This is a genomic window from Collinsella sp. MSK.8.10, from assembly GCF_019041915.1.
Taxonomy (GTDB): domain Bacteria; phylum Actinomycetota; class Coriobacteriia; order Coriobacteriales; family Coriobacteriaceae; genus Collinsella.
In genome coordinates, this window is sequence record NZ_JAHPYF010000003.1 from 172,234 (window position 1) to 190,106 (window position 17,873).

16 protein-coding genes and 2 tRNA genes are annotated in these 17,873 nt (G+C 61.6%); 16 read left to right on the plus strand and 2 right to left on the minus strand.

Annotation, left to right across the window (positions count from 1 at the left end; genetic code table 11):
- Positions 1 to 232 precede the first annotated feature (232 nt).
- The 10 genes from KTF55_RS05140 (at position 233) to KTF55_RS05185 (ending at position 8,530) form a co-directional block, all read left to right on the plus strand.
- Positions 233 to 1,516, plus strand: coding sequence for a double-cubane-cluster-containing anaerobic reductase (locus tag KTF55_RS05140; protein WP_217107794.1), 1,284 nt, complete (start codon positions 233 to 235; stop codon positions 1,514 to 1,516).
- A gap of 150 nt (positions 1,517 to 1,666) precedes the next feature.
- Positions 1,667 to 2,830: a double-cubane-cluster-containing anaerobic reductase gene (locus KTF55_RS05145; RefSeq protein WP_217107795.1), complete on the plus strand. Its 1,164-nt coding sequence runs from the start codon at positions 1,667 to 1,669 to the stop codon at positions 2,828 to 2,830.
- 50 nt (positions 2,831 to 2,880) lie between these two features.
- Complete coding sequence (locus tag KTF55_RS05150; protein WP_217107796.1) at positions 2,881 to 3,645, plus strand: acyl-CoA dehydratase activase; 765 nt, start codon at positions 2,881 to 2,883, stop codon at positions 3,643 to 3,645.
- A gap of 70 nt (positions 3,646 to 3,715) precedes the next feature.
- Entirely contained in the window at positions 3,716 to 4,765 is a 1,050-nt protein-coding gene (gene selD / locus KTF55_RS05155) for a selenide, water dikinase SelD (protein WP_254179328.1), read from the plus strand.
- A 57-nt stretch (positions 4,766 to 4,822) separates the two neighbouring features.
- Positions 4,823 to 5,449: a sulfurtransferase-like selenium metabolism protein YedF gene (yedF, locus tag KTF55_RS05160; protein WP_055286145.1), complete on the plus strand. Its 627-nt coding sequence runs from the start codon at positions 4,823 to 4,825 to the stop codon at positions 5,447 to 5,449.
- Positions 5,450 to 5,468: 19 nt separating this feature from the next.
- On the plus strand, positions 5,469 to 5,720 hold the full coding sequence (locus tag KTF55_RS05165) for a DUF3343 domain-containing protein (protein ID WP_022095212.1): 252 nt from the start codon (positions 5,469 to 5,471) through the stop codon (positions 5,718 to 5,720).
- Complete coding sequence (locus tag KTF55_RS05170; protein WP_217107798.1) at positions 5,717 to 6,856, plus strand: aminotransferase class V-fold PLP-dependent enzyme; 1,140 nt, start codon at positions 5,717 to 5,719, stop codon at positions 6,854 to 6,856. Before KTF55_RS05165 ends, KTF55_RS05170 begins: the two co-directional genes overlap by 4 nt.
- 67 nt (positions 6,857 to 6,923) lie before the next feature.
- On the plus strand, positions 6,924 to 8,282 hold the full coding sequence (gene brnQ / locus KTF55_RS05175; protein ID WP_217107799.1) for a branched-chain amino acid transport system II carrier protein: 1,359 nt from the start codon (positions 6,924 to 6,926) through the stop codon (positions 8,280 to 8,282).
- A gap of 91 nt (positions 8,283 to 8,373) precedes the next feature.
- Positions 8,374 to 8,450 (plus strand) — tRNA-Pro (locus KTF55_RS05180).
- Positions 8,451 to 8,456: 6 nt separating this feature from the next.
- Positions 8,457 to 8,530: transfer RNA gene (locus KTF55_RS05185), tRNA-Gly, on the plus strand.
- Positions 8,531 to 8,709: 179 nt separating this feature from the next.
- Here the strand turns inward: KTF55_RS05185 and KTF55_RS05190 are convergent.
- Positions 8,710 to 9,186: a PIN domain-containing protein gene (locus tag KTF55_RS05190; protein WP_217107800.1), complete on the minus strand. Its 477-nt coding sequence runs from the start codon at positions 9,184 to 9,186 to the stop codon at positions 8,710 to 8,712.
- Positions 9,179 to 9,502 (minus strand): type II toxin-antitoxin system RelB/DinJ family antitoxin, encoded by a 324-nt coding sequence (locus tag KTF55_RS05195; protein WP_158554596.1) that lies wholly within the window; start codon positions 9,500 to 9,502, stop codon positions 9,179 to 9,181. Before KTF55_RS05195 ends, KTF55_RS05190 begins: the two co-directional genes overlap by 8 nt.
- Before the next feature lie 427 nt (positions 9,503 to 9,929).
- Between KTF55_RS05195 and KTF55_RS05200 the strand changes: the two genes are divergently transcribed.
- The 6 genes from KTF55_RS05200 to KTF55_RS05230 all read left to right on the plus strand — a co-directional run bounded on the left by KTF55_RS05200 (position 9,930) and on the right by KTF55_RS05230 (position 17,866).
- Entirely contained in the window at positions 9,930 to 10,448 is a 519-nt protein-coding gene (locus tag KTF55_RS05200) for a 4Fe-4S dicluster domain-containing protein (protein ID WP_022095206.1), read from the plus strand.
- A gap of 76 nt (positions 10,449 to 10,524) precedes the next feature.
- Positions 10,525 to 12,747: a formate dehydrogenase subunit alpha gene (gene fdhF, locus KTF55_RS05210; RefSeq protein WP_226790557.1), complete on the plus strand. Its 2,223-nt coding sequence runs from the start codon at positions 10,525 to 10,527 to the stop codon at positions 12,745 to 12,747.
- Positions 12,748 to 12,825: 78 nt separating this feature from the next.
- Complete coding sequence (locus KTF55_RS05215; protein ID WP_022095203.1) at positions 12,826 to 13,443, plus strand: 4Fe-4S dicluster domain-containing protein; 618 nt, start codon at positions 12,826 to 12,828, stop codon at positions 13,441 to 13,443.
- Positions 13,436 to 15,454 carry a hydrogenase 4 subunit B gene (gene hyfB / locus KTF55_RS05220; RefSeq protein ID WP_217107802.1) on the plus strand — a complete coding sequence of 673 codons (2,019 nt, stop codon included), beginning with the start codon at positions 13,436 to 13,438 and terminating at the stop codon, positions 15,452 to 15,454. Before KTF55_RS05215 ends, hyfB begins: the two co-directional genes overlap by 8 nt.
- 12 nt (positions 15,455 to 15,466) lie before the next feature.
- Positions 15,467 to 16,393, plus strand: coding sequence for a respiratory chain complex I subunit 1 family protein (locus KTF55_RS05225; RefSeq protein ID WP_217107803.1), 927 nt, complete (start codon positions 15,467 to 15,469; stop codon positions 16,391 to 16,393).
- A 15-nt stretch (positions 16,394 to 16,408) separates the two neighbouring features.
- Entirely contained in the window at positions 16,409 to 17,866 is a 1,458-nt protein-coding gene (locus KTF55_RS05230; RefSeq protein WP_217107804.1) for a hydrogenase 4 subunit D, read from the plus strand.
- Positions 17,867 to 17,873 lie beyond the last annotated feature (7 nt).

The window sequence follows — 17,873 nt, forward strand, 5'->3', positions numbered from 1 at the left end:
GCACATGCCGCAGACGACATACATTCGCCGCGTTGCCGCGCGTGCCCTATATATGGCTCGGAGCCGCATATGAGCAGGTATGTTCACGGCTCCGGGAGAGACGACGCACAACTAAATAACCGTCCGCAAGGCAGGTTCCCTAAAATTCCGGGTTTGAGCACGGCCGGACAATCGCCGTCCGTCGTGCATCGATACCGCCGTTATCCGTTTTTGGTTCGAGAGGGGAACCGTCATGGCTGAAGAATTTGATTTCCATCCGATGTGGGAGAGCCTCGGCATGAATCTTGCCGACCACGACCTGCTGCTGGGCGCCGTGGGCCAGATGTACGGCGATATGTTCCTGACGCAGAACAATCGCCCCAAGTCTACGTCCTACCTGGATTTTGTCGCCACCAACATCCACAGCGGCCGTATTAAGGAGATGCTCGACAAGAAGGAGGCCGGCGAGGCCACCAAGATCGTCGGCTCGTTCTGCGTCTACGTGCCCGAGGAGATCGTACTTGCCTGCGACGGTATCCCCGTGGGTCTATGCTCTGGTGCCGATTGGGCAACCGATAAGGTCGAGGAGCACCTGCCGCGCAACACCTGTCCGCTTATCAAGAGCTTTGCCGGCTTTAAGCTGGGCGAGGTCTGCCCCTACATTGAGTCGAGTGACTTGGTGGTAGGCGAGAACACCTGCGACGGCAAGAAGAAAGCCTACGAGTTTTTTGCCACGCAAAAGAACATGTACGTCATGGATATTCCCAACGTACACGACGAGTCGACGCTCGTGACCTGGAAGGCCGAGGTCAAGAAGCTCGCCGACAAGATCGAGGAAGAGTGTGGCGTCAAGATTACGCCCGAGCGTCTGAAGGCCGCCATCCACGCCGTCAATGAGAAGCGTCGCGCCCTGCAGCGCCTCGCAGCCACGCGCGCTGCCGACCCGGCGCCCATCAGCGGTCTCGACAGCCTGCTGACCGTTCAGGCCGCCTTTATGGACGACACGCCGCGTCTGACCGGAGCCATCAACGATATGGCGGCTGAGTGCGAGCAGCGTGTCGAGGCCGGCGAGGGCGTGACGCCCAAGGGGACCAAGCGCATCCTGTACACCGGTACGCCCATGGCCGTGCCCAACTGGAAACTGTTCAACCTCATCGAGAAGGCCGGCGGCGTTGTGGTCGGCGAGGAGTCCTGCACGGGCTCGCGCTACTACAAGGACCTGGTCGACGAGTCCGGCGAGACGGTCGACGAGATGCTCGACGCCATCGCCGAGCGCTACTTTAAGATCAACTGCGCCGTCTTTACGCCCAACGACCAGCGTATGAAGGACATCGTTCAGATGGCCAAGGACCTGCATGTAGACGGCATCGTCGACGTGGCCCTGCAGTTCTGCACGCTCTACGAGATGGAGTCGTTTGCCGTGGAGAAGGCCGCCGAGGAGGTCGGCATTCCGTTTATGCACATCACGACCGACTACGCTGGCGAGGATGCAGGTCAGTTACAAACCAGGATCGAAGCTTTCTTGGAGACCATTTAGGACTATCCGCCCCGGCGGCTTTCCCGGGCACCCGATCTTGCCGTTCAAACCGTCGCTTGTGTACCAAAGTACGCGGCGCTCCTCTTTTACGGCAACCTCGGGCACCTGGGAAAGCCGTTTCCTTGGTTGGTTGAAAGGTTTAGGAGTTATATGTCGGAAAATATTGAGCAGCCGTTGCCGTCCACGTTTGAGGAGTTCAACGAGCAGCGCAAGGCGGCGTTTATTCGCGTCAAGGATTATAAGCAGGCGGGTAATCGCCTGGTCGGTTTTCTGTGCAGCTACACGCCGCTCGAGATTATCGATGCCGCGGGGGCTGCGAGTGTCGCTCTGTGCGGTACGTCCGATGAGGTGATTCCCGAGGCCGAGAAGGTGCTGCCGGCAAACCTCTGCCCGCTCATCAAGTCGACCTACGGCTTTGCCTACTCGCAAAAGTGCCCGTTTACGTACTTTAGCGACATGATCATCGGCGAGACCACCTGCGACGGCAAGAAGAAGATGTACGAGCTACTCAACGAGCTCAAGCGCACGCACATTCTGCACCTGCCGCAGGGTCGTGATCGCGCCTACGAGCGTGAAGGCTGGTACGAGGAGTGCCGCCTGCTCAAGGAGGAGCTCGAGAACTTCTACGGCATTACGATTACTGATGACGACCTGCGCGCCGCCGTCCGTCGTCGCAACCGCTTGCGTGCGGCCCAGCTCGAGATGTTTGCGCTGCAGGCCAATCAGCCGGCGGCCATGAGCGGCGTCGACCTGATGAGCACTATGTTTGCCGGTACGTTCAGCTTTGATATCGAGGCCTATACGCAGCAGCTGGAGCAAAAGGTTGCCAAGCTGCGCGAGGCCTACGACGCGGGCGAGCGCCCGGTTGCGGCGGATGCCAAGCGCATTCTGATCACCGGCTGTCCGGTGGGCGGTGTGATCAACAAGATCGGCCGTACTATCGAGTCCAACGGCGGTGTGGTCGTGTGCATGGACGACTGCTCGGGCGAGCGCACGGCGGCCATGATGATCGACCCGGAGGCTCCCGATATCCTGCACGCCATCGCCGACCGCTACCTGGACATCAACTGCTCGGTCATGACGCCCAACGACAGCCGCATGGGGAACACGCTTGCCATGTGCGAGAAGTATCATGTCGATGGCGTGGTAGAGAGCGTGCTACAGGCCTGCCACACCTTTAACGTGGAGAGTGCGCGCATGCAGGAAGCTGTCGAGGGTGCGGGTATTCCGTATATGAAGATCGAGACCGACTACAGCAACGGTGACATGGGCCAGATCGAGACTCGCATCGCTGCCTTTATCGAGACCCTGTAGGACAAATGCGGCAAAGGGATAGCTGCTTTGCCGCATAGAAGGAGGATGCCGTGGTTGGCATTGGTATCGACATCGGTTCGACGGCCGCGAAGGCTGCGGTGGTGGACACGGATGGCGCCATTGCGTGGACCTGCGTCATACCGACGGGATATTCGTCGGTTGATGCGGCCGAGCGCCTGCGCGGCGAACTCGCTTCAGCCGGCTATGACGTGACGGGCGACGATGTTCGCGTGGTCGCGACCGGATATGGTCGTGTCGCCGTGCCCTATGCGCACAAGGTCGTTACCGAGATTACCTGCCACGGCACCGGTGCTGTGCGCCTGTTTGGCGACCACGGCACGGTGATTGACGTGGGCGGTCAGGACACCAAGGTTATCCAACTTAAGGGTGGCCGCGTGGCCAAGTTTGCCATGAACGACAAGTGCGCCGCCGGCACGGGGCGCTTTTTGGAGATCATGGCCGACCGCCTGGGCATTTCCCAGCAGCAGATGGCCGACCTGGCGCGTTCCGGCGAGCCCACCAAGATCAGCAGCATGTGCACGGTGTTTGCCGAAAGCGAGGTTATCAGCCTGATCGGTCGCGGTGAGCCGCGCGAGAACATTGCGCGTGGCGTGATCGACAGCGTGGTCTCGCGCGTGGCCACTATGGCCGGGCAGGCGACGGGTGCTCCGTACTACCTGACGGGAGGCTTGTGCGAGAACGCTTACGTTGTGGAGCGGCTGGCGGCGCTGCTGGGGTCGCCGGTCACCACCTCGCCCCAGGCCCGCTTCGCCGGTGCCATCGGCGCGGCGATTCGCGCACAGGCGCTCAATTAATGCATCCGCCGTAGGCTCGCATTCATGCGTATACTGGGAGAAAATGATTGACCGATGAGAGGAGGTATCGATGGCTGACGATCAGATTAAGCTTACGTCTATGACTGCCGCGAGCGGTTGAGCCGCTAAGTTGGCCCCCGGAGCCCTCGCCCAGGTCCTGGGCGATTTACCCAATGTGCATAACGACAACTTGCTCGTGGGGTTCGATACCTCCGACGATGCGAGCGTCTTCCGCGTAGGGGAGAACCTGGGACTCGTGCAGTCCATCGACTTCTTCCCACCGATGGTCGACGACCCGTTCCTCTTTGGCCAGATCGCCGCGGCCAACTCGCTGTCGGACATCTACGCCATGGGCGGGCGGCCGAGCCATGCCATGAACCTGCTGTGCATTCCGAGCTGCCTGGGCGTTGAGGTTGCCGGCCAGATTCTGGCGGGCGGCGCCGACAAGTGCGTCGAGGCGGGTTGCTCCATCGCGGGCGGCCACACCATCAACGACGACGAGCCCAAGTACGGTCTGTCCGTGAGCGGCTTTGTGCCACTCGACCGTATGCTCGCCAACAGCGGCGCGCACGTGGGCGATGTTCTGCTGCTGACCAAGGCGATCGGCTCGGGCATCATCACCACGGCCATTAAGGGCGAGCTTATCGAGCAGGACGAGGCTAGCCCGATGTTTGACTCGATGCGCACCCTCAACGAGGCGCCGATTCGTCTGGCCGAGGGACTCGAGCTTCACGGCTGCACCGACATTACGGGCTTTGGCCTGATCGGGCATGCGTGCGAGATGGCCGAGGGCTCGGGCGTGCAGATTGAACTTGCGTCGGGGGCGGTGCCGCTCTTTGACCAGGTGCTCGATATGGCGCGTCTGGGCATTATCCCCGCGGGCTCCTACCGCAACCAAGACTTCTTTGGCCCGCGTGTGGCTGCCGACGAAGACTTGGAGCTGGGCATGTTGGATGCACTGTACGATCCGCAGACTTCGGGCGGTTTGCTTATTGCGGCGCCCGCGGCGGATGTGGATGAGCTTGCGCGTCGTCTGCATGCTGAGGGACGTATCGCCGCCGTCGTCGGTCGCGTGTGCGAGCCGGTGCCAGGCGGCCCTGCCGTCCACGTTGCCCGTTAACGACACGTTTATTGAGCTATGTACCGTTCTAAAACGATTTATTCGAAAGGAAAAGCTATGTCTACCAAAATTGAAGTCAATGCCATGGGCGATGCCTGCCCGCTGCCCGTCGTCAAGACGCTCAAGGCCCTCAAGCAGCTCGATGGCGAGGGCGCCGTCGTGACCTCGGTCGACAACGAGACCGCCGTCAAGAACATCTCCAAGATGGCGCAGGAGAAGGGCTGCACGGCCTCAGTCGAGAAGGTTTCTGACGCCGAGTGGCACGTGACCGTGGCGACCTCTGGCGCCGTTGCCGTGGCTGATCCCGAGCAGGATGGCGCTGCCTTCTGTGATGCCAGCGCCGGCAAGGGCAAGCTCGTCATTTCCGTCTACACCGACTGCATGGGCCGTGGCGACGACGAGCTGGGCCACAAGCTCATGAAGGCCTTCATCTTTGCCGTGACGCAGCAGGAGGAGCTGCCCGCGACTATGCTGTTCTACAACGGCGGTGCCAAGCTCACCGTCGAGGGCTCTCCGGTGCTCGACGACCTGAAGGGCCTGGCCGAGCAGGGTGTCGAGATTCTCACCTGTGGTACCTGCCTGGACCACTATGGTATTAAGGACCAGCTTGCGGTGGGCGAGGTCACCAACATGTACGTGATCGTGGAGAAGATGGAGCAGGCCGTGCGCGTCGTGCGCCCGTAGCGTGTTGGTTGGAGTTGTCATGAGGGAGAAGCGCCCGGCGCTTGTCATCACGTTTCCCACCACGGCGGCCGCCATGGGTTGCGAGTCCCTGTGCATCGAGCGCGGCCTTCCCGGGCGAACGATTCCCGTGCCCGGGGAGGTCGCTGCCGGCTGTGGTCTGGCGTGGAAGGCGTTGCCTGCCGATGAGGAACTGCTGCGCGGCGAACTCGCCGCGGCGGGCGTTCCCACCGAGGGCTATACCGTGATTGATATGTGGGAGGTCGTGCGATGATCTACCTGGATAACGCGGCGACGACCATACACAAGCCGCAGACGGTCATCGATGCCGTGACGCAGGCGATGCGCTCGCTCGGCAATGCCGGGCGCGGTGCCACCTCGGGTGCCCTCGACGCGGCGCGTACCATCCACGGCTGCCGCGCCAAGCTTGCGCGTTTGCTGGGCTGCCCGCGTGCTGACCATGTCTGTTTTACGCCCAACTCCACCGCGGCGCTCAACACCGTCATCAATGGCGTGGTGCGCCCCGGCGACCGTGTGGTCACGACGGTGCTCGAGCACAACTCCGTGCTGCGTCCGCTCAACCGCCTGGCGGCAGAGCAGGGCGTGACTGTTGAGCATGCGGGCTGTGACGCGAACGGCGTGCTCGACTACGACGAGCTCGAGCAGCTGGTCACGCCTGACACGCGTGCCGTAGTGGTGACGCACGCCTCCAATGTGACCGGCAACTCGGTTGACATTGCACGCGTGGCTGCCATGGCCCATGCGGCCGGCGCGCTGGTGATCGTCGACGCCTCGCAGTCTGCCGGCGCGATGCATATCGATATGCAGGCCATGGGGCTCGACATTGTGTGCTTTACCGGCCATAAGGGGCTCATGGGACCTCAAGGCACCGGCGGCCTGGCCGTGGCGGAGGGCATTGACGTGGCTCCGTGGGCCATGGGCGGCACGGGCGTGCACAGCTTCGATGCGCTGCAGCCGCTTGAGTGGCCCACGCGCCTTGAGGCGGGTACGCTCAACGGTCACGGCATCGCGGGCCTTTCCGCAGGTCTCGACTTTATCGAGGCGCAAGGCGGGGTCGAGGCGATTGCGGCACACGAGCGAGCACTGGCGGATCGCTTCCTTGCCGGTGTGCGCGAGATTCCGGGGATTAAGCTCTATGGTGCCTTTGGCCAACCGACGCGCTCGGCGATCGTCTCGCTCAACGTGGGCGATATCGACTCTGCCGAGATCTCGGATGCACTCATGCAAGGGTGGGGGATTGCGACGCGCCCCGGCGCCCATTGCGCCCCGCTCATGCACCGTGCGCTGGGGACCGAGCGTCAGGGTGTCGTTCGCTTCTCGTTTGGGTATTTCAACACGGACGAGGAAGTCGACACCGCGATTGACGCTTTGCGCGATTTAGCCTGCTAGAGCGTATATACTTGCGGGACGGGTCTTTTGCCCGTCCCGTTTTTGTTTCGACCCGAAAGGTGTGTCTATGGCCTCATCCGCCTCGCGTGGTCTGCGCTCCGACCATGTCGTTACCGTCGGCATCGCCCTGTTCTCGATGCTCTTTGGCGCCGGCAACCTTATCATTCCGCCGCTGCTGGCGCTGCAAGCAGGTTCAGCCACGCCGGTCGCCATGCTCGGCTTTCTCATCGCCGCCATCGGCCTGCCCGTCATGGGCTTTATCGCCGTGGCGCTTGCCGGAACGGCGCGCGAGCTTGCCGGCCGCGTGCACCCCAAGTTCGGTGAGTTCTTTGTTGCGGCGGTGTATCTGGCCATCGGCCCGTGCCTGGCCATTCCGCGTACGAGCTCCACGGCCTTCGAGATGCTGGTGCCGCTGCTGCCCGAGGGCGTTTCGCTTGGCACGGCTCGTCTGGTGTTTGCCGTTGGCTTCTTTGTCGTCGCGTTTGCTCTCACGCTGCGCCCGGGTGTCATCACGCGCGTGCTCGGCCGCATTACGGGCCCCGCGCTCATTGCGCTCATCGTGTTGGTCGTGGGTGCCGCCGTGGTCTCGCCACTGGGACCGGCTGCCGCGCCTCAGGCTCCCTACGATGCAGGCGCCGCCGTGCAGGGCTTTTTGACTGGCTATCAGACCATGGACCTGCTCGCGTCGCTCGCCTTCGGCATCATCATCGCCGAGACCATCCACGAGTTGGGCGTTACCGACGATAGGCGCGTGGCCTTCGAGATCTCGCGTTCGGGTGTGATCGCCGGCGTGCTCATGGCCATCATCTACTGCGGCCTGGCGCTTGCCGGAATGCAACTCGGCACGGTTATGCCCGATGCCACCAACGGCGCTGCCATCCTCGCTCGTTCGGCCTCCATGCATTTTGGGCTTGCTGGCACGGTCGTGGTCTTCGCGATCTTTTTCCTCGCCTGCATGAACGTGTGCGTCGGTCTTATTAGCTGCTGCTCGCGCTATTTCTGTGAGACGTACGTAGTTGAAGGGGGAGCGGAGGCTTCCGAGGGGGCCATGCGCCGCCCCTTCGCGATCCTTGCCTTTGTGTTCGCGGCGTTTTCGTGCGTGCTCTCCAACGTGGGCCTCGATGTGATCCTTATGTTCTCGGTGCCCATGCTTAACGCCTTGTATCCCGTCGCCATCGTGCTGGTTCTCATGGGTTTGGTACACGGCTTTTGCGACGCTCATCCGCAGGTGTGGGTCTGGGTTGGCGGTGTGGTTGCCGTGCAGAGCGTGATCACCTCGGTCCGCGATGCGTTCTTTGGGGGCACGTGGCTGCCGTTTGATGCGCTGCCGTTGGCGGATATCGGTGCCGCGTGGGCGCCGGTTGCCGTGGTGGCATTTGTGATCGGCCTGCTCCATAGTCGTTTTGTCGCACATTCGAGGAGCTAGGGTTTCTGCGCTTGCACAGGCGGGGAGTCTCCCCTATAATTTCCTTCGCTTTGGGACACGCAAGGTTTAGACCTTAGCTGCTCAACACCTTCGGGACGTGGCGCAGTTTGGTAGCGCGCCTGCTTTGGGAGCAGGATGTCGCAGGTTCAAATCCTGTCGTCCCGACCATATCTTGCGGGCGTAGTTCAATGGTAGAACCCCAGCCTTCCAAGCTGATGACGCGGGTTCGATTCCCGTCGCCCGCTCCATAGGATAGATGAATGGCTCTGGTTCCTTTTGGGACCAGAGCCATTTTCGTAAGTGTACGGGGTTACGGGAATCGATGCCGCCCCGCGCCCTAGCTAAGGTGCGGTTAAATAGTTTCTGAAAAGCTCGAATAAGCCTAAATCCAGGAACTATTTCACCGCAACTTAGAAGGGGATGGGGGTTAGCTGCGGGATTGGTGGCGGAGTTTGTCGATGGTGGAGTCGGTGCTGCGGCTGCGGGATTCGGCGGCGCGGTCGCGGGCGTCGGCGGCGGTTTGGCGCTTGCGGCGGTAATCGATCATGCCTTGGATGATGGGCTTGCCAAAGCTCACGACATCATCGTTGTAGATGGCGGTTCGGGCTGCGAGGAGGCAGTCGGTAAAGTCCATATGGGTCTTGCCAAAGAGTTTGACGGCAAGGGCGACAACGGTGGGCTCGTCGACCATGACGTCATCGAGCAGCCTTTTCAAGGCCGCAGCAATCTCAACGCGGGGAACCTTATAGACGTCGCGCAGCGTGACCACGACGCGTGTGATGATTTCGGGGTAGACGCGAGCGGTGCGCGTGGCGATGACCTTGGCAGCGCGCGGTGACAGAACTTCGTCGTCGTCAAGCAGGTAGCGCAGGATGACGGTCTCGTCGATGATGGTGCTACTCATGGATATCTACTTCCTCGGGACCCAAAATCGAATCGTCGCTTTCTGTAGCAAGGTACTCAATCCAGGCATTGCGCTCCTCGGAGCGGCGATTGGGGTCCCCATATGCTTTGAGCGATCCATAGGCGGCGGTGCCGTCCTTTGAGCGCACGGCGACCGGCTGAAAGGGAAGCTTGCGCATCAAAATGCTCTGCGCGACAAATAAGCGGACAGCCTCGGCGAGCGATGTGCCCATGGCATCGTAGAGATGCTCGGCATGCTGCTTGTCTTCCTCGCGAATGCGCACCTGCAGGATGGCTCTTTTTTGAGTCGATGACATCACTGGCCCCCTTAATGAGCGTGCAATATAGTCGGTCAAATGCGGCACGTGCCGATACCTGAGCATCTTATAACTATTACTTTATTTCGCTCAAGTAAATAACCATTAACACGAATACAAGCGTAGTACATCCAAAATGAGAGTGCGTAAAAATCTCAGAGGTGTACGCATGTAATACACTCACCTTTATAGCTTATAGAGAATAATTCCAACCTGCCAAAACCCCTGCAATACACCCGTATTGCAGGGCGTATGCTCAAGTTTGCCACCTGCAACTGCGTATATTTAACCTGTATATCGTTGGAGGAATTCTATCGAAGTGCCTGTTTCGCCGCATGCACTCGATACGCCGATGCCGGACCACGGGCGGTCCGGGGCAACGTCGGCAGGGTCTCTCCGGCATGGGATTCAGGAGGGAGTGAACAACATGGGCAATAAACGAGTCGTAGCCGATTCCTCACGTTGCATTGGGTGCCAAACCTGTATGGCGGCGTGCATCGAGGCACACGATATTCCCGGCAACATCGCCGCACCTCGCTTGCGCGTAACGCGCACCTACGAGATCTCCGCGCCGGTGGCATGTCACCACTGCGAGGACGCTCCGTGCGCGAAGGCCTGTCCTACGGGCGCCTTGTTCTTTGATCCAAAGAACCATCGTATCGGCGTCAACGAGGACAACTGCATCGGCTGCAAGAGCTGCGTCATGGCATGCCCCTTTGGCGCCGTGAGCGTGGCGACCACGCAGGTCCCCGTCTTGATGGGCGACGTGCGCGTGGGTTCGCAGACCAAGAGCTTCGTGCTCAAGTGCGACCTGTGCGTGGACCGTCCCGGCGGTCCGGCGTGTGCCGAGGCGTGCCCGACCAAGGGCCTCACCCTGGTAGACGAGGAGCGCCTGGCGGAACTGACCGCCGAGCGTGCCCGCGCCACCATCGAAAACGAGGCGTAGGCGGGCGGCCATACAGGCCCAACGATTGTCAAATACGTACCGATTAATCGGTAGCAGAAAAAGGAAGGAGGGTGTCATGGAGAAGCATAAAGTGATCTGCCCGTACTGCGGCGCCGGTTGCCAGTTTAATCTCCTGGTCCAAAACGGCCAGGTCGTGGGTACCGAACCGCTCAACGGCATCACCAATCAGGGCGAGCTGTGCCTTAAGGGCATGAGCGGCTACGACTTCATCAACGACACCAAGATCTTGACTCCTCGCGTACTGCACCCGATGATCCGCCGCACCAAGGGCGCGGATCTTGAGCGCGTAAGCTGGGACGAGGCACTGGATTTCACCGCATCTAAGATGCAGGCCATAATTGACGAATATGGTCCTAACGCTGTCATGACCACCGGCTCTTCGCGAGGCGGCGGCAATGAGGCGAACTACGTCATGCAGAAGTTTACGCGTGCGTGCATCGGCACCCACAGCGTGGACAACTGCGCCCGTACTTGACACGGCCCTACTGTCCTCGGTCTGATGGACACGGTTGGTTCAGGTTGCATGTCATGCTCCATCCCCGGTATGGAGGATGCGGGCTGCATTTTCCTCTTCGGCTATAACCCTGCCGATTCGCACCCCATCGTCGCAAGGCGTATCGTGCGAGCCAAAGAAAAGGGTTGCAAGATCATCGTCGCCGACCCGCGCCATATCGAAACCGCGCGTATCGCCGATCTCTACCTTCCGATCAAGAACGGTTGCAACGTTGCGTTCCTCAACGCCTTTGCCAACTGTCTGGTCAACGATGGCCTCTACGACAAGGAATTCGTCGCCGAGCACACGAACGGCTTTGACGAGTGGTGGGAGACCATCAAGAACTACACTCCCGAATCCGTACAGGACATCACGGGTGTCGAGCCCGCGTTGATCCACCAAGCTGCCGAGATGTACGCCACGGCGAAGCCCTCTGCCATCATTGGCTGGGGCATGGGCGTATGCCAGCAGAAGCAGAACCTGAAGACGGTGCACACCATCGCCTCCATCGCCTGCGTTGCCGGCCAGATCGGCAAACCCAACTCCGGCCTCGCGCCCGTGCGTGGCCAGAATAACGTCCAGGGCTCCTGCGATATGGGCATGCTGCCCAACCTGTACCCTGGCTACCAGAAAGTCACCGACCCCGCAGTGCGTGCCAAGTTTGCCAAGGCTTGGGGCGTGCCCGAGGAAAAGCTCCCGCTCGAGGAGGGCTACAAGCTCACCGACCTGGGCCACCTGGTCGACGAGGGCAAGGTGCACTGCTTCTACAACTACGGCGAGGACCCGGTGCAGACCGAGCCCGATTCGGCCGGTATGCGCAAGACGCTCTCCGAGCTGGATCTGTTCATTTGCCAGGACATCTTTATGACGCAGACGACCATGCTCGCCGACGTCATCCTGCCCGCCACCTCTTGGGGCGAGCACGAGGGTGTCTTTACCGCATCCGACCGTAGCTTCCAGCACTTTGACGCAGCCGTTCCGCCCAAGGGCGAGTGCCGTCACGACTGGGAGATCTTCGCGGACCTGTCCACGCGTATGGGCTATCCCATGCACTACGACAACACCGAGCAGATCTGGAACGAGTGCATTAGCCTGTGCCCCAACTTTGTGGGCGCGACCTACGAGAAGATGGCTCCCGAGGGCGGCTACGCCCAGTGGCCGGTCAAGAGCACCGATGTGAACGACCACGGCACGGCCGACATGTTCGCTGGTGGCAAGTTCACCACCAAGGACGGCCGCGCCAACCTGATGGCGCACGACTGGGAGGCGCCCTCCGAGCTTCCCGACGATGAGTACCCGCTCATCCTGTGCACCGTCCGCGAGGTCGGCCACTACAGCTGCCGCTCGATGACCGGCAACTGCAAGACGCTGGCGCTGCTCGCCGATGAGCCCGGTTTTGTCCGCATGAATCCCGCGGACGCCCAGGCGCGCGGTATCAAGAACGGCGACATCGTCTCGATTCACAGCCGCCGCGGCCAGGTATACAGCCGCGCCGACGTGAGCGACCGTATCAACAAGGGCACGGTCTATATGACCTACCAGTGGTGGATCGGCAAGTGCAACGAGCTGACCATGCACAAGGTCGACCCGGTCTCGCACACGCCCGAGGACAAGTTCTCCGCCTGCCAGGTCGACGCCATTGCCGACCAGGTTTGGGCAGAGGGCGAGGTGGAGCGCCAGTACACCGAGCTCAAGCAGGCTCTGGTCGACGCCGCCGCTCCCCAGGACGTTGAGCCCGGCGCCGCCAAGTTCGACGACGAGACGCACGTGAATCAAATCGTGTAGTCCCGTTCTCGTTGGCTTTTTGGGCCGGGCGTCCCGTACGTTCGGGAGCCCGGCCCGTTATTTTGAAAGGAAGTGGGGATGAACCGCTTCATCGACATCAACCCGGAGAGGTGCATCGGCTGCGGAACATGCCAGTCCGCCTGTGCCGACGCCCACCGGATGCAGGGTCTTCAGGATACGCCGCGCCTGGCGCTCGTGAAGACCGGCGGTATTTCGGCCGCCCTTGCCTGCCACCATTGCGAGGGTGCCCCCTGCGCCGAGGTCTGCCCGGTGAATGCCATCGAGCACGATGGCGATCGCATCCACGTCAAGGAGCAGGAGTGCATCGGGTGCAGGCTGTGCGCCATCGCGTGCCCCTTCGGAGCCATCCATCCCGATGGCACGTCTATCGCCGGTGTCGCAGGCATGTGCGACCCGACGCCTTCGTATCCTAAGTCCCTGAGCAGCCTGCTTACGTGGGCTCCTGGTCAGTACACCTGCGCTGTCAAGTGCGACCTGTGCGCATTCGATCCGGACGGCCCGCATTGTGTGGCGGCGTGCCCTACCAAGGCGCTGACCGTCATGGGTGGCGCGGCCGATCGCGAGCTCGACGAGGCCAAGCGCCTGCGCTCGATCGAAAACGGTCCGGTCGTCGACGTTACCGCTGTGGCCCAGGGCCTGTCCGAGAAAGCAGAAGGGAGCGTAAACAATGGATAGCATGACGCTGTTTATCGCATCGCTTGCCGTCTCGTGCATCGGTGCGCTCGCCTCGGTTCTGCTGATTAAGGCCGATAACGCCGCCAAGACTGCCGGCTGCCTTATCGGCGCCGTCGCCGCGGTGCTTTCGTTTGTGGCCGGTATCCAGGCCGTGCTGGGCGATGTCACGTCGGTCGACACCATCGTGTTCTTCCCGTTTGCCCATTTCCAGCTGCTGCTCAATCAGCTGTCCGGCCTGTTCGTGGCGCTCATCTCGGTGCTCGCGTTTGCCGGTTCGATCTACGGTCTCAACTACTTTGATGAGTACCCGGGCAAAAAGGGCCGCGCCGGCTTCTTCTTTAACACCTTCGTGGCATCCATGATGCTCGTCATCACCGCCGACAACGTGTTTTGGTTCCTGGTCGCCTTTGAGCTCATGTCGCTGACCTCGTACTTCCTGGTCGTGATTGAGGAGAACGAGAACTCCATCCATGGCGGTTGGCTCTACTTTGTGATCGCGCACGTGGGCTTTGTGCTCATCATGGCGAGCTTCCTCACCATGACCAACTTTGCCGGCGGCTCGTTTGCCTTTGCGGATTTCCGCGCCACGCAGTTTAGCCCCGCGGTCGCATCCGTGTGCTTCGTGCTCGCCTTCTTTGGCTTTGGTGCCAAGGCCGGTATCATCCCGCTGCACGGCTGGCTGCCCAAGGCGCATCCCGAGGCGCCGTCCAACGTGTCGGCCCTTATGTCCGGCGGCATGATCAAGATCGGTATCTTCGGCATCCTCAAGGTTGGTCTCGACCTGCTCTCCGCCTCGGGCGTTCAGGTCTGGTGGGGCCTTATGGTTATGGTCTTCGGTGCGATCTCGTCGGTCCTCGGCGTGGCCTTCGCCCTGCAGGAGCATGACATCAAGCGCCTGCTGGCCTATCACTCCGTCGAGAACATCGGCATCATTCTGCTCGGCGTCGGCGCCTCCATGGCCGCATTGGCGCTCAACTCGGTCGGCATCGCCGTCCTGGCTCTGATGGCCGCCCTCTACCACACGTTTAACCACGCGATGTTTAAGGGCGAGCTGTTCTTGGGCGCCGGTGCGCTGCTGTACTCCACGGGTACGCGTAATATGGAGAAGATGGGCGGCCTGTTCCGTCGTATGCCGGCAACGGCCATCTGCTTCCTCGTTGGCGCACTTGCCATCTCGGCCATCCCGCCCTTCAACGGCTTTGTGTCCGAGTGGTTTACCTACCAGTCGCTCTTTAACGCCGCCATGCAGGGCGACAAGGCCGTCATGATCGTGGCCGTGTTCGCTGCCGTCGCGCTTGCCATTACCGGCGCTCTTGCCGTCACGTGCTTCGTCAAGGCCTATGGCGTCTCCTTTGCCTCCGCGCCCCGCTCCGAGGCCGCGGCCAATGCCAAGGAGGTTCCCGCCCCCATGGTGTTTGCGCAGGGGCTGCTCGCGGCCATCTGCGTCGTGCTGGGCATTGGCGCTCCCGTGATCGCGCCCGTGCTGGTCGATGTCGCCGCGTCCGTGCTGCATCCGTACGGTGGCGTGTTTGCCGCCGAGGGCATGGAGCTCATGAACCAGTACTCCGGCGCTGCCACCTCCACGCCCGCGATCGCCATTGCGCTCGTGGTGCTCATCGGCCTTGCCTGCGGCTATCGCAAGCTCAAGACCGTCGGCAAGGTGCAGAAGTCCCAGCCGTGGGCATGCGGCTATGCTCCCAACGAGCATATGCCCGTCGTGGCCACGACCTTTGCCTCCGAGGTGTCCTGGTTTATGCAGCCGCTCTACACGCTGCGCGACCGCTGCACGGCCGTCTGCTGGTCCATCGCGCACTTCTTCCAGAAGCTCACCGGTGTGGCCGAGGCTGTGGAGCCCGTACCCGACAAGGTTCTCGTCGATGCCCCGCATAAGGGTGTCGAGAAGCTCGCCGACCTCGCGACTAAGCTCGAGGGCGGCAACTACAGCATCTATATCTGCTACATCGTCGCGGCACTCGTGGTGTTCCTCGTGCTCGCCGTGCAAATGGGTTAAGGAGGGGAGAGCATGAACAACATCGTACTTGCCGTTCTGCAGGGCGTGGTCGTTATGGCCGTCGCGCCGTTCTTCTCCGGTCTCGGTCGCGTGATCCGCGCCAAGATGCACAACCGTCGCGGCCCCAGCATCATGCAGGACTACCGCGACCTGGCCAAGCTCTTTGCGCGCCCCGAGTCCCAGAGCGAGGACGCGAGCTTTGCGCTGCGCATTATGCCGCCGCTGTTCTTCGCCGTTGCCTTTATGCTCGCGATGGGCTTGCCGCTCTTTACGACACAAAGCCCCATCCCGGTCTTTGGTGACGCCATCACCATCATGTACAGCCTGGCGCTCGCCCGCTTCTTCTTCGCCCTCTGCGGCGTGGATTCGTCTAACGCCTACGCCGGTATCGGCGGCGTCCGCGAGCTGCTCATGAGCGTGCTCATCGAGCCGTCCATGCTGTTGGCGCTGTTTGCCGCGGCCCTGGTGTGCGGCTCCACCGACATCGCCACCATGGGTCAGCACATCATGACGGGCGCCGTTGACGCGCCGGTCGCCGTGATCCTCGCCGGCATCGCCTTTGCGATCGCCTGCTATATGGAACTCGGCAAGCTGCCGTTTGATCAGGCCGAGGCCGAGCAGGAGCTTCAGGAAGGTCCGCTCGCCGAGCTTTCCGGCCCGTCGCTTGCGATGGCCAAGCTCGCCATGTCCATGAAGCAGGTCCTGGTCGTCGCTTGGTTCTGCGCGATCTTCGTCCCCTGGGGCGAGCCCGCGACCGTGGGCGCCACCGCCGTTCTGGGCGCGGTCATCTTCCTGGTGAAGTGCCTTATCGACTTTGTGGTCTGCGGCGTGATCGAGAACTCCTGCTCGCGCTCGCGCTTTAAGGTGCTCGGCAATCAGACCTGGGCCGTCGTGGGCATCGCCGTTCTGGCGTTTGTTTTCGTGGTCGTCGGCGTGTAGGAGAAGGGAGAAACAATGTCATTTGCAGTCAGTCTGTCCCTTCTCGGCTTGGTCGCTATCGCGGCCCCGATGGTGGCCTCGGTGCTCGTCGCCCTGTTCCCCCGTCCGTACGCCAAGTGGTTCAGCGTTTTGGGTGCCGCCGTCTCGACGGTCTGCACCATCGCCCTCGCCGCGAATTTCGCTGGCGCCGGCATGCCCGACACGCAGGTCCCCCTGATCTCGTTTGGGCAGACCCTCGTCATGGGATTCACCTTCGATCGCATGAGCACGCTGCTCGCGCCCGCCTTTGTGGGTATCGGCCTGCTTGTCGTGATCTATTCGATCCCCTATATGAGCGAGAATAACCGTGAGCATCCCGATGCGCCGCGTCGTCGCTTCTACGCGTACCTCGCGACCTTCATTGGTGCCATGGCTGGCCTCGTGTACAGCTCGACCCTTTTGGGCCAGCTCGTGTTCTTTGAGATCACGGGCGCGTGCTCTTGGGGCCTCATTAGCTACTACATGACGCCTACGGCCAAGAAGGCCGGTATGAAGGCCCTGATCATCACGCATATCGGTGCGCTCGGCCTGTATCTGGGTGCCGCCATCGTGTTTGCCCACACCGGCACCTTCGCCATTACCGCGATTACCGGCCTCGATGCCAAGCTCAAGGCTATCGTCCTTTTGCTCGTGCTGTTTGCGGCCTGGGCCAAGTCCGCACAGGTTCCCATGTACATGTGGCTGCCTTCGGCCATGGAGGCGCCGACGCCTGTTTCGGCCTACCTGCATGGCGCCTCGATGGTCAAGGTCGGCGTGTGCGTGTTCGCGCGTGCACTCGTCTCTGCCGGCGAGATTCCCGAGATCGTGGGCTGGGTCGCCATTATCGACGCCATGGTCACCATGCTCTTTGGTTTCCTTATGTACCTGCCGCAAAAGGACATGAAGCGCCTGCTGGCCTTCTCCACGATCGCCCAGCTCTCCTATGTGTTCTTTGGTCTGGGCCTTTCGGTCTTTGGCAGCCAGCTGGCCTTTGATGGCGCCGTGTGCCACATCTTTAACCACGCTTTCGCCAAGACTCTGTTCTTCCTGATCGCCGGTTCGTTCTCCTTTACGCTCGGCACGCGTATGCTGCCCAAGCTTCGCGGCATCGTAAAGAAGTACCCGATCTCGGGCGTGGGCTTCGGTGTCGCCGCGCTCGCCATTGCCGGCGTGCCGCCCATGAACACGTTCTTCTCGAAGTTCCAGATCATCGCCGGCGGCTTTTCTGTGGGTGCCGGCAACGTCGCGATCCTGGTGCTCGTGTGCATCATGGTTGCCGAGACCGTCGCCACCTTTGCCTGGTTCCTTAAGTGGATGGGCTATTGCCTGCCCGGCGAGCCGAGCGAAGAGGTCGCTGCGGGAGCCCCGCTTCCCCGCGCGATGGCGTTCGTGTTCATCATGCTCATCATCATGGTCATCGTCAGCGGCCCGCTTTCGGCCAGCTGGATCGGTTAGGAGGTAG

Excerpts from the sequence above, each read along its gene's own strand:
- KTF55_RS05190 (WP_217107800.1), bottom strand. The coding sequence starts at position 9,186 with ATGAGTAGCACCATCATCGACGAGACCGTCATCCTGCGCTACCTGCTT.
- hyfB (WP_217107802.1), top strand. The coding sequence starts at position 13,436 with ATGGATAGCATGACGCTGTTTATCGCATCGCTTGCCGTCTCGTGCATC.
- brnQ (WP_217107799.1), top strand. The coding sequence starts at position 6,924 with ATGGCCTCATCCGCCTCGCGTGGTCTGCGCTCCGACCATGTCGTTACC.
- KTF55_RS05145 (WP_217107795.1), top strand. The coding sequence starts at position 1,667 with ATGTCGGAAAATATTGAGCAGCCGTTGCCGTCCACGTTTGAGGAGTTC.
- KTF55_RS05165 (WP_022095212.1), top strand. The coding sequence starts at position 5,469 with ATGAGGGAGAAGCGCCCGGCGCTTGTCATCACGTTTCCCACCACGGCG.
- KTF55_RS05200 (WP_022095206.1), top strand. The coding sequence starts at position 9,930 with ATGGGCAATAAACGAGTCGTAGCCGATTCCTCACGTTGCATTGGGTGC.
- KTF55_RS05170 (WP_217107798.1), top strand. The coding sequence starts at position 5,717 with ATGATCTACCTGGATAACGCGGCGACGACCATACACAAGCCGCAGACG.
- KTF55_RS05215 (WP_022095203.1), top strand. The coding sequence starts at position 12,826 with ATGAACCGCTTCATCGACATCAACCCGGAGAGGTGCATCGGCTGCGGA.
- yedF (WP_055286145.1), top strand. The coding sequence starts at position 4,823 with ATGTCTACCAAAATTGAAGTCAATGCCATGGGCGATGCCTGCCCGCTG.
- KTF55_RS05230 (WP_217107804.1), top strand. The coding sequence starts at position 16,409 with ATGTCATTTGCAGTCAGTCTGTCCCTTCTCGGCTTGGTCGCTATCGCG.
- KTF55_RS05195 (WP_158554596.1), bottom strand. The coding sequence starts at position 9,502 with ATGTCATCGACTCAAAAAAGAGCCATCCTGCAGGTGCGCATTCGCGAG.
- KTF55_RS05225 (WP_217107803.1), top strand. The coding sequence starts at position 15,467 with ATGAACAACATCGTACTTGCCGTTCTGCAGGGCGTGGTCGTTATGGCC.
- KTF55_RS05140 (WP_217107794.1), top strand. The coding sequence starts at position 233 with ATGGCTGAAGAATTTGATTTCCATCCGATGTGGGAGAGCCTCGGCATG.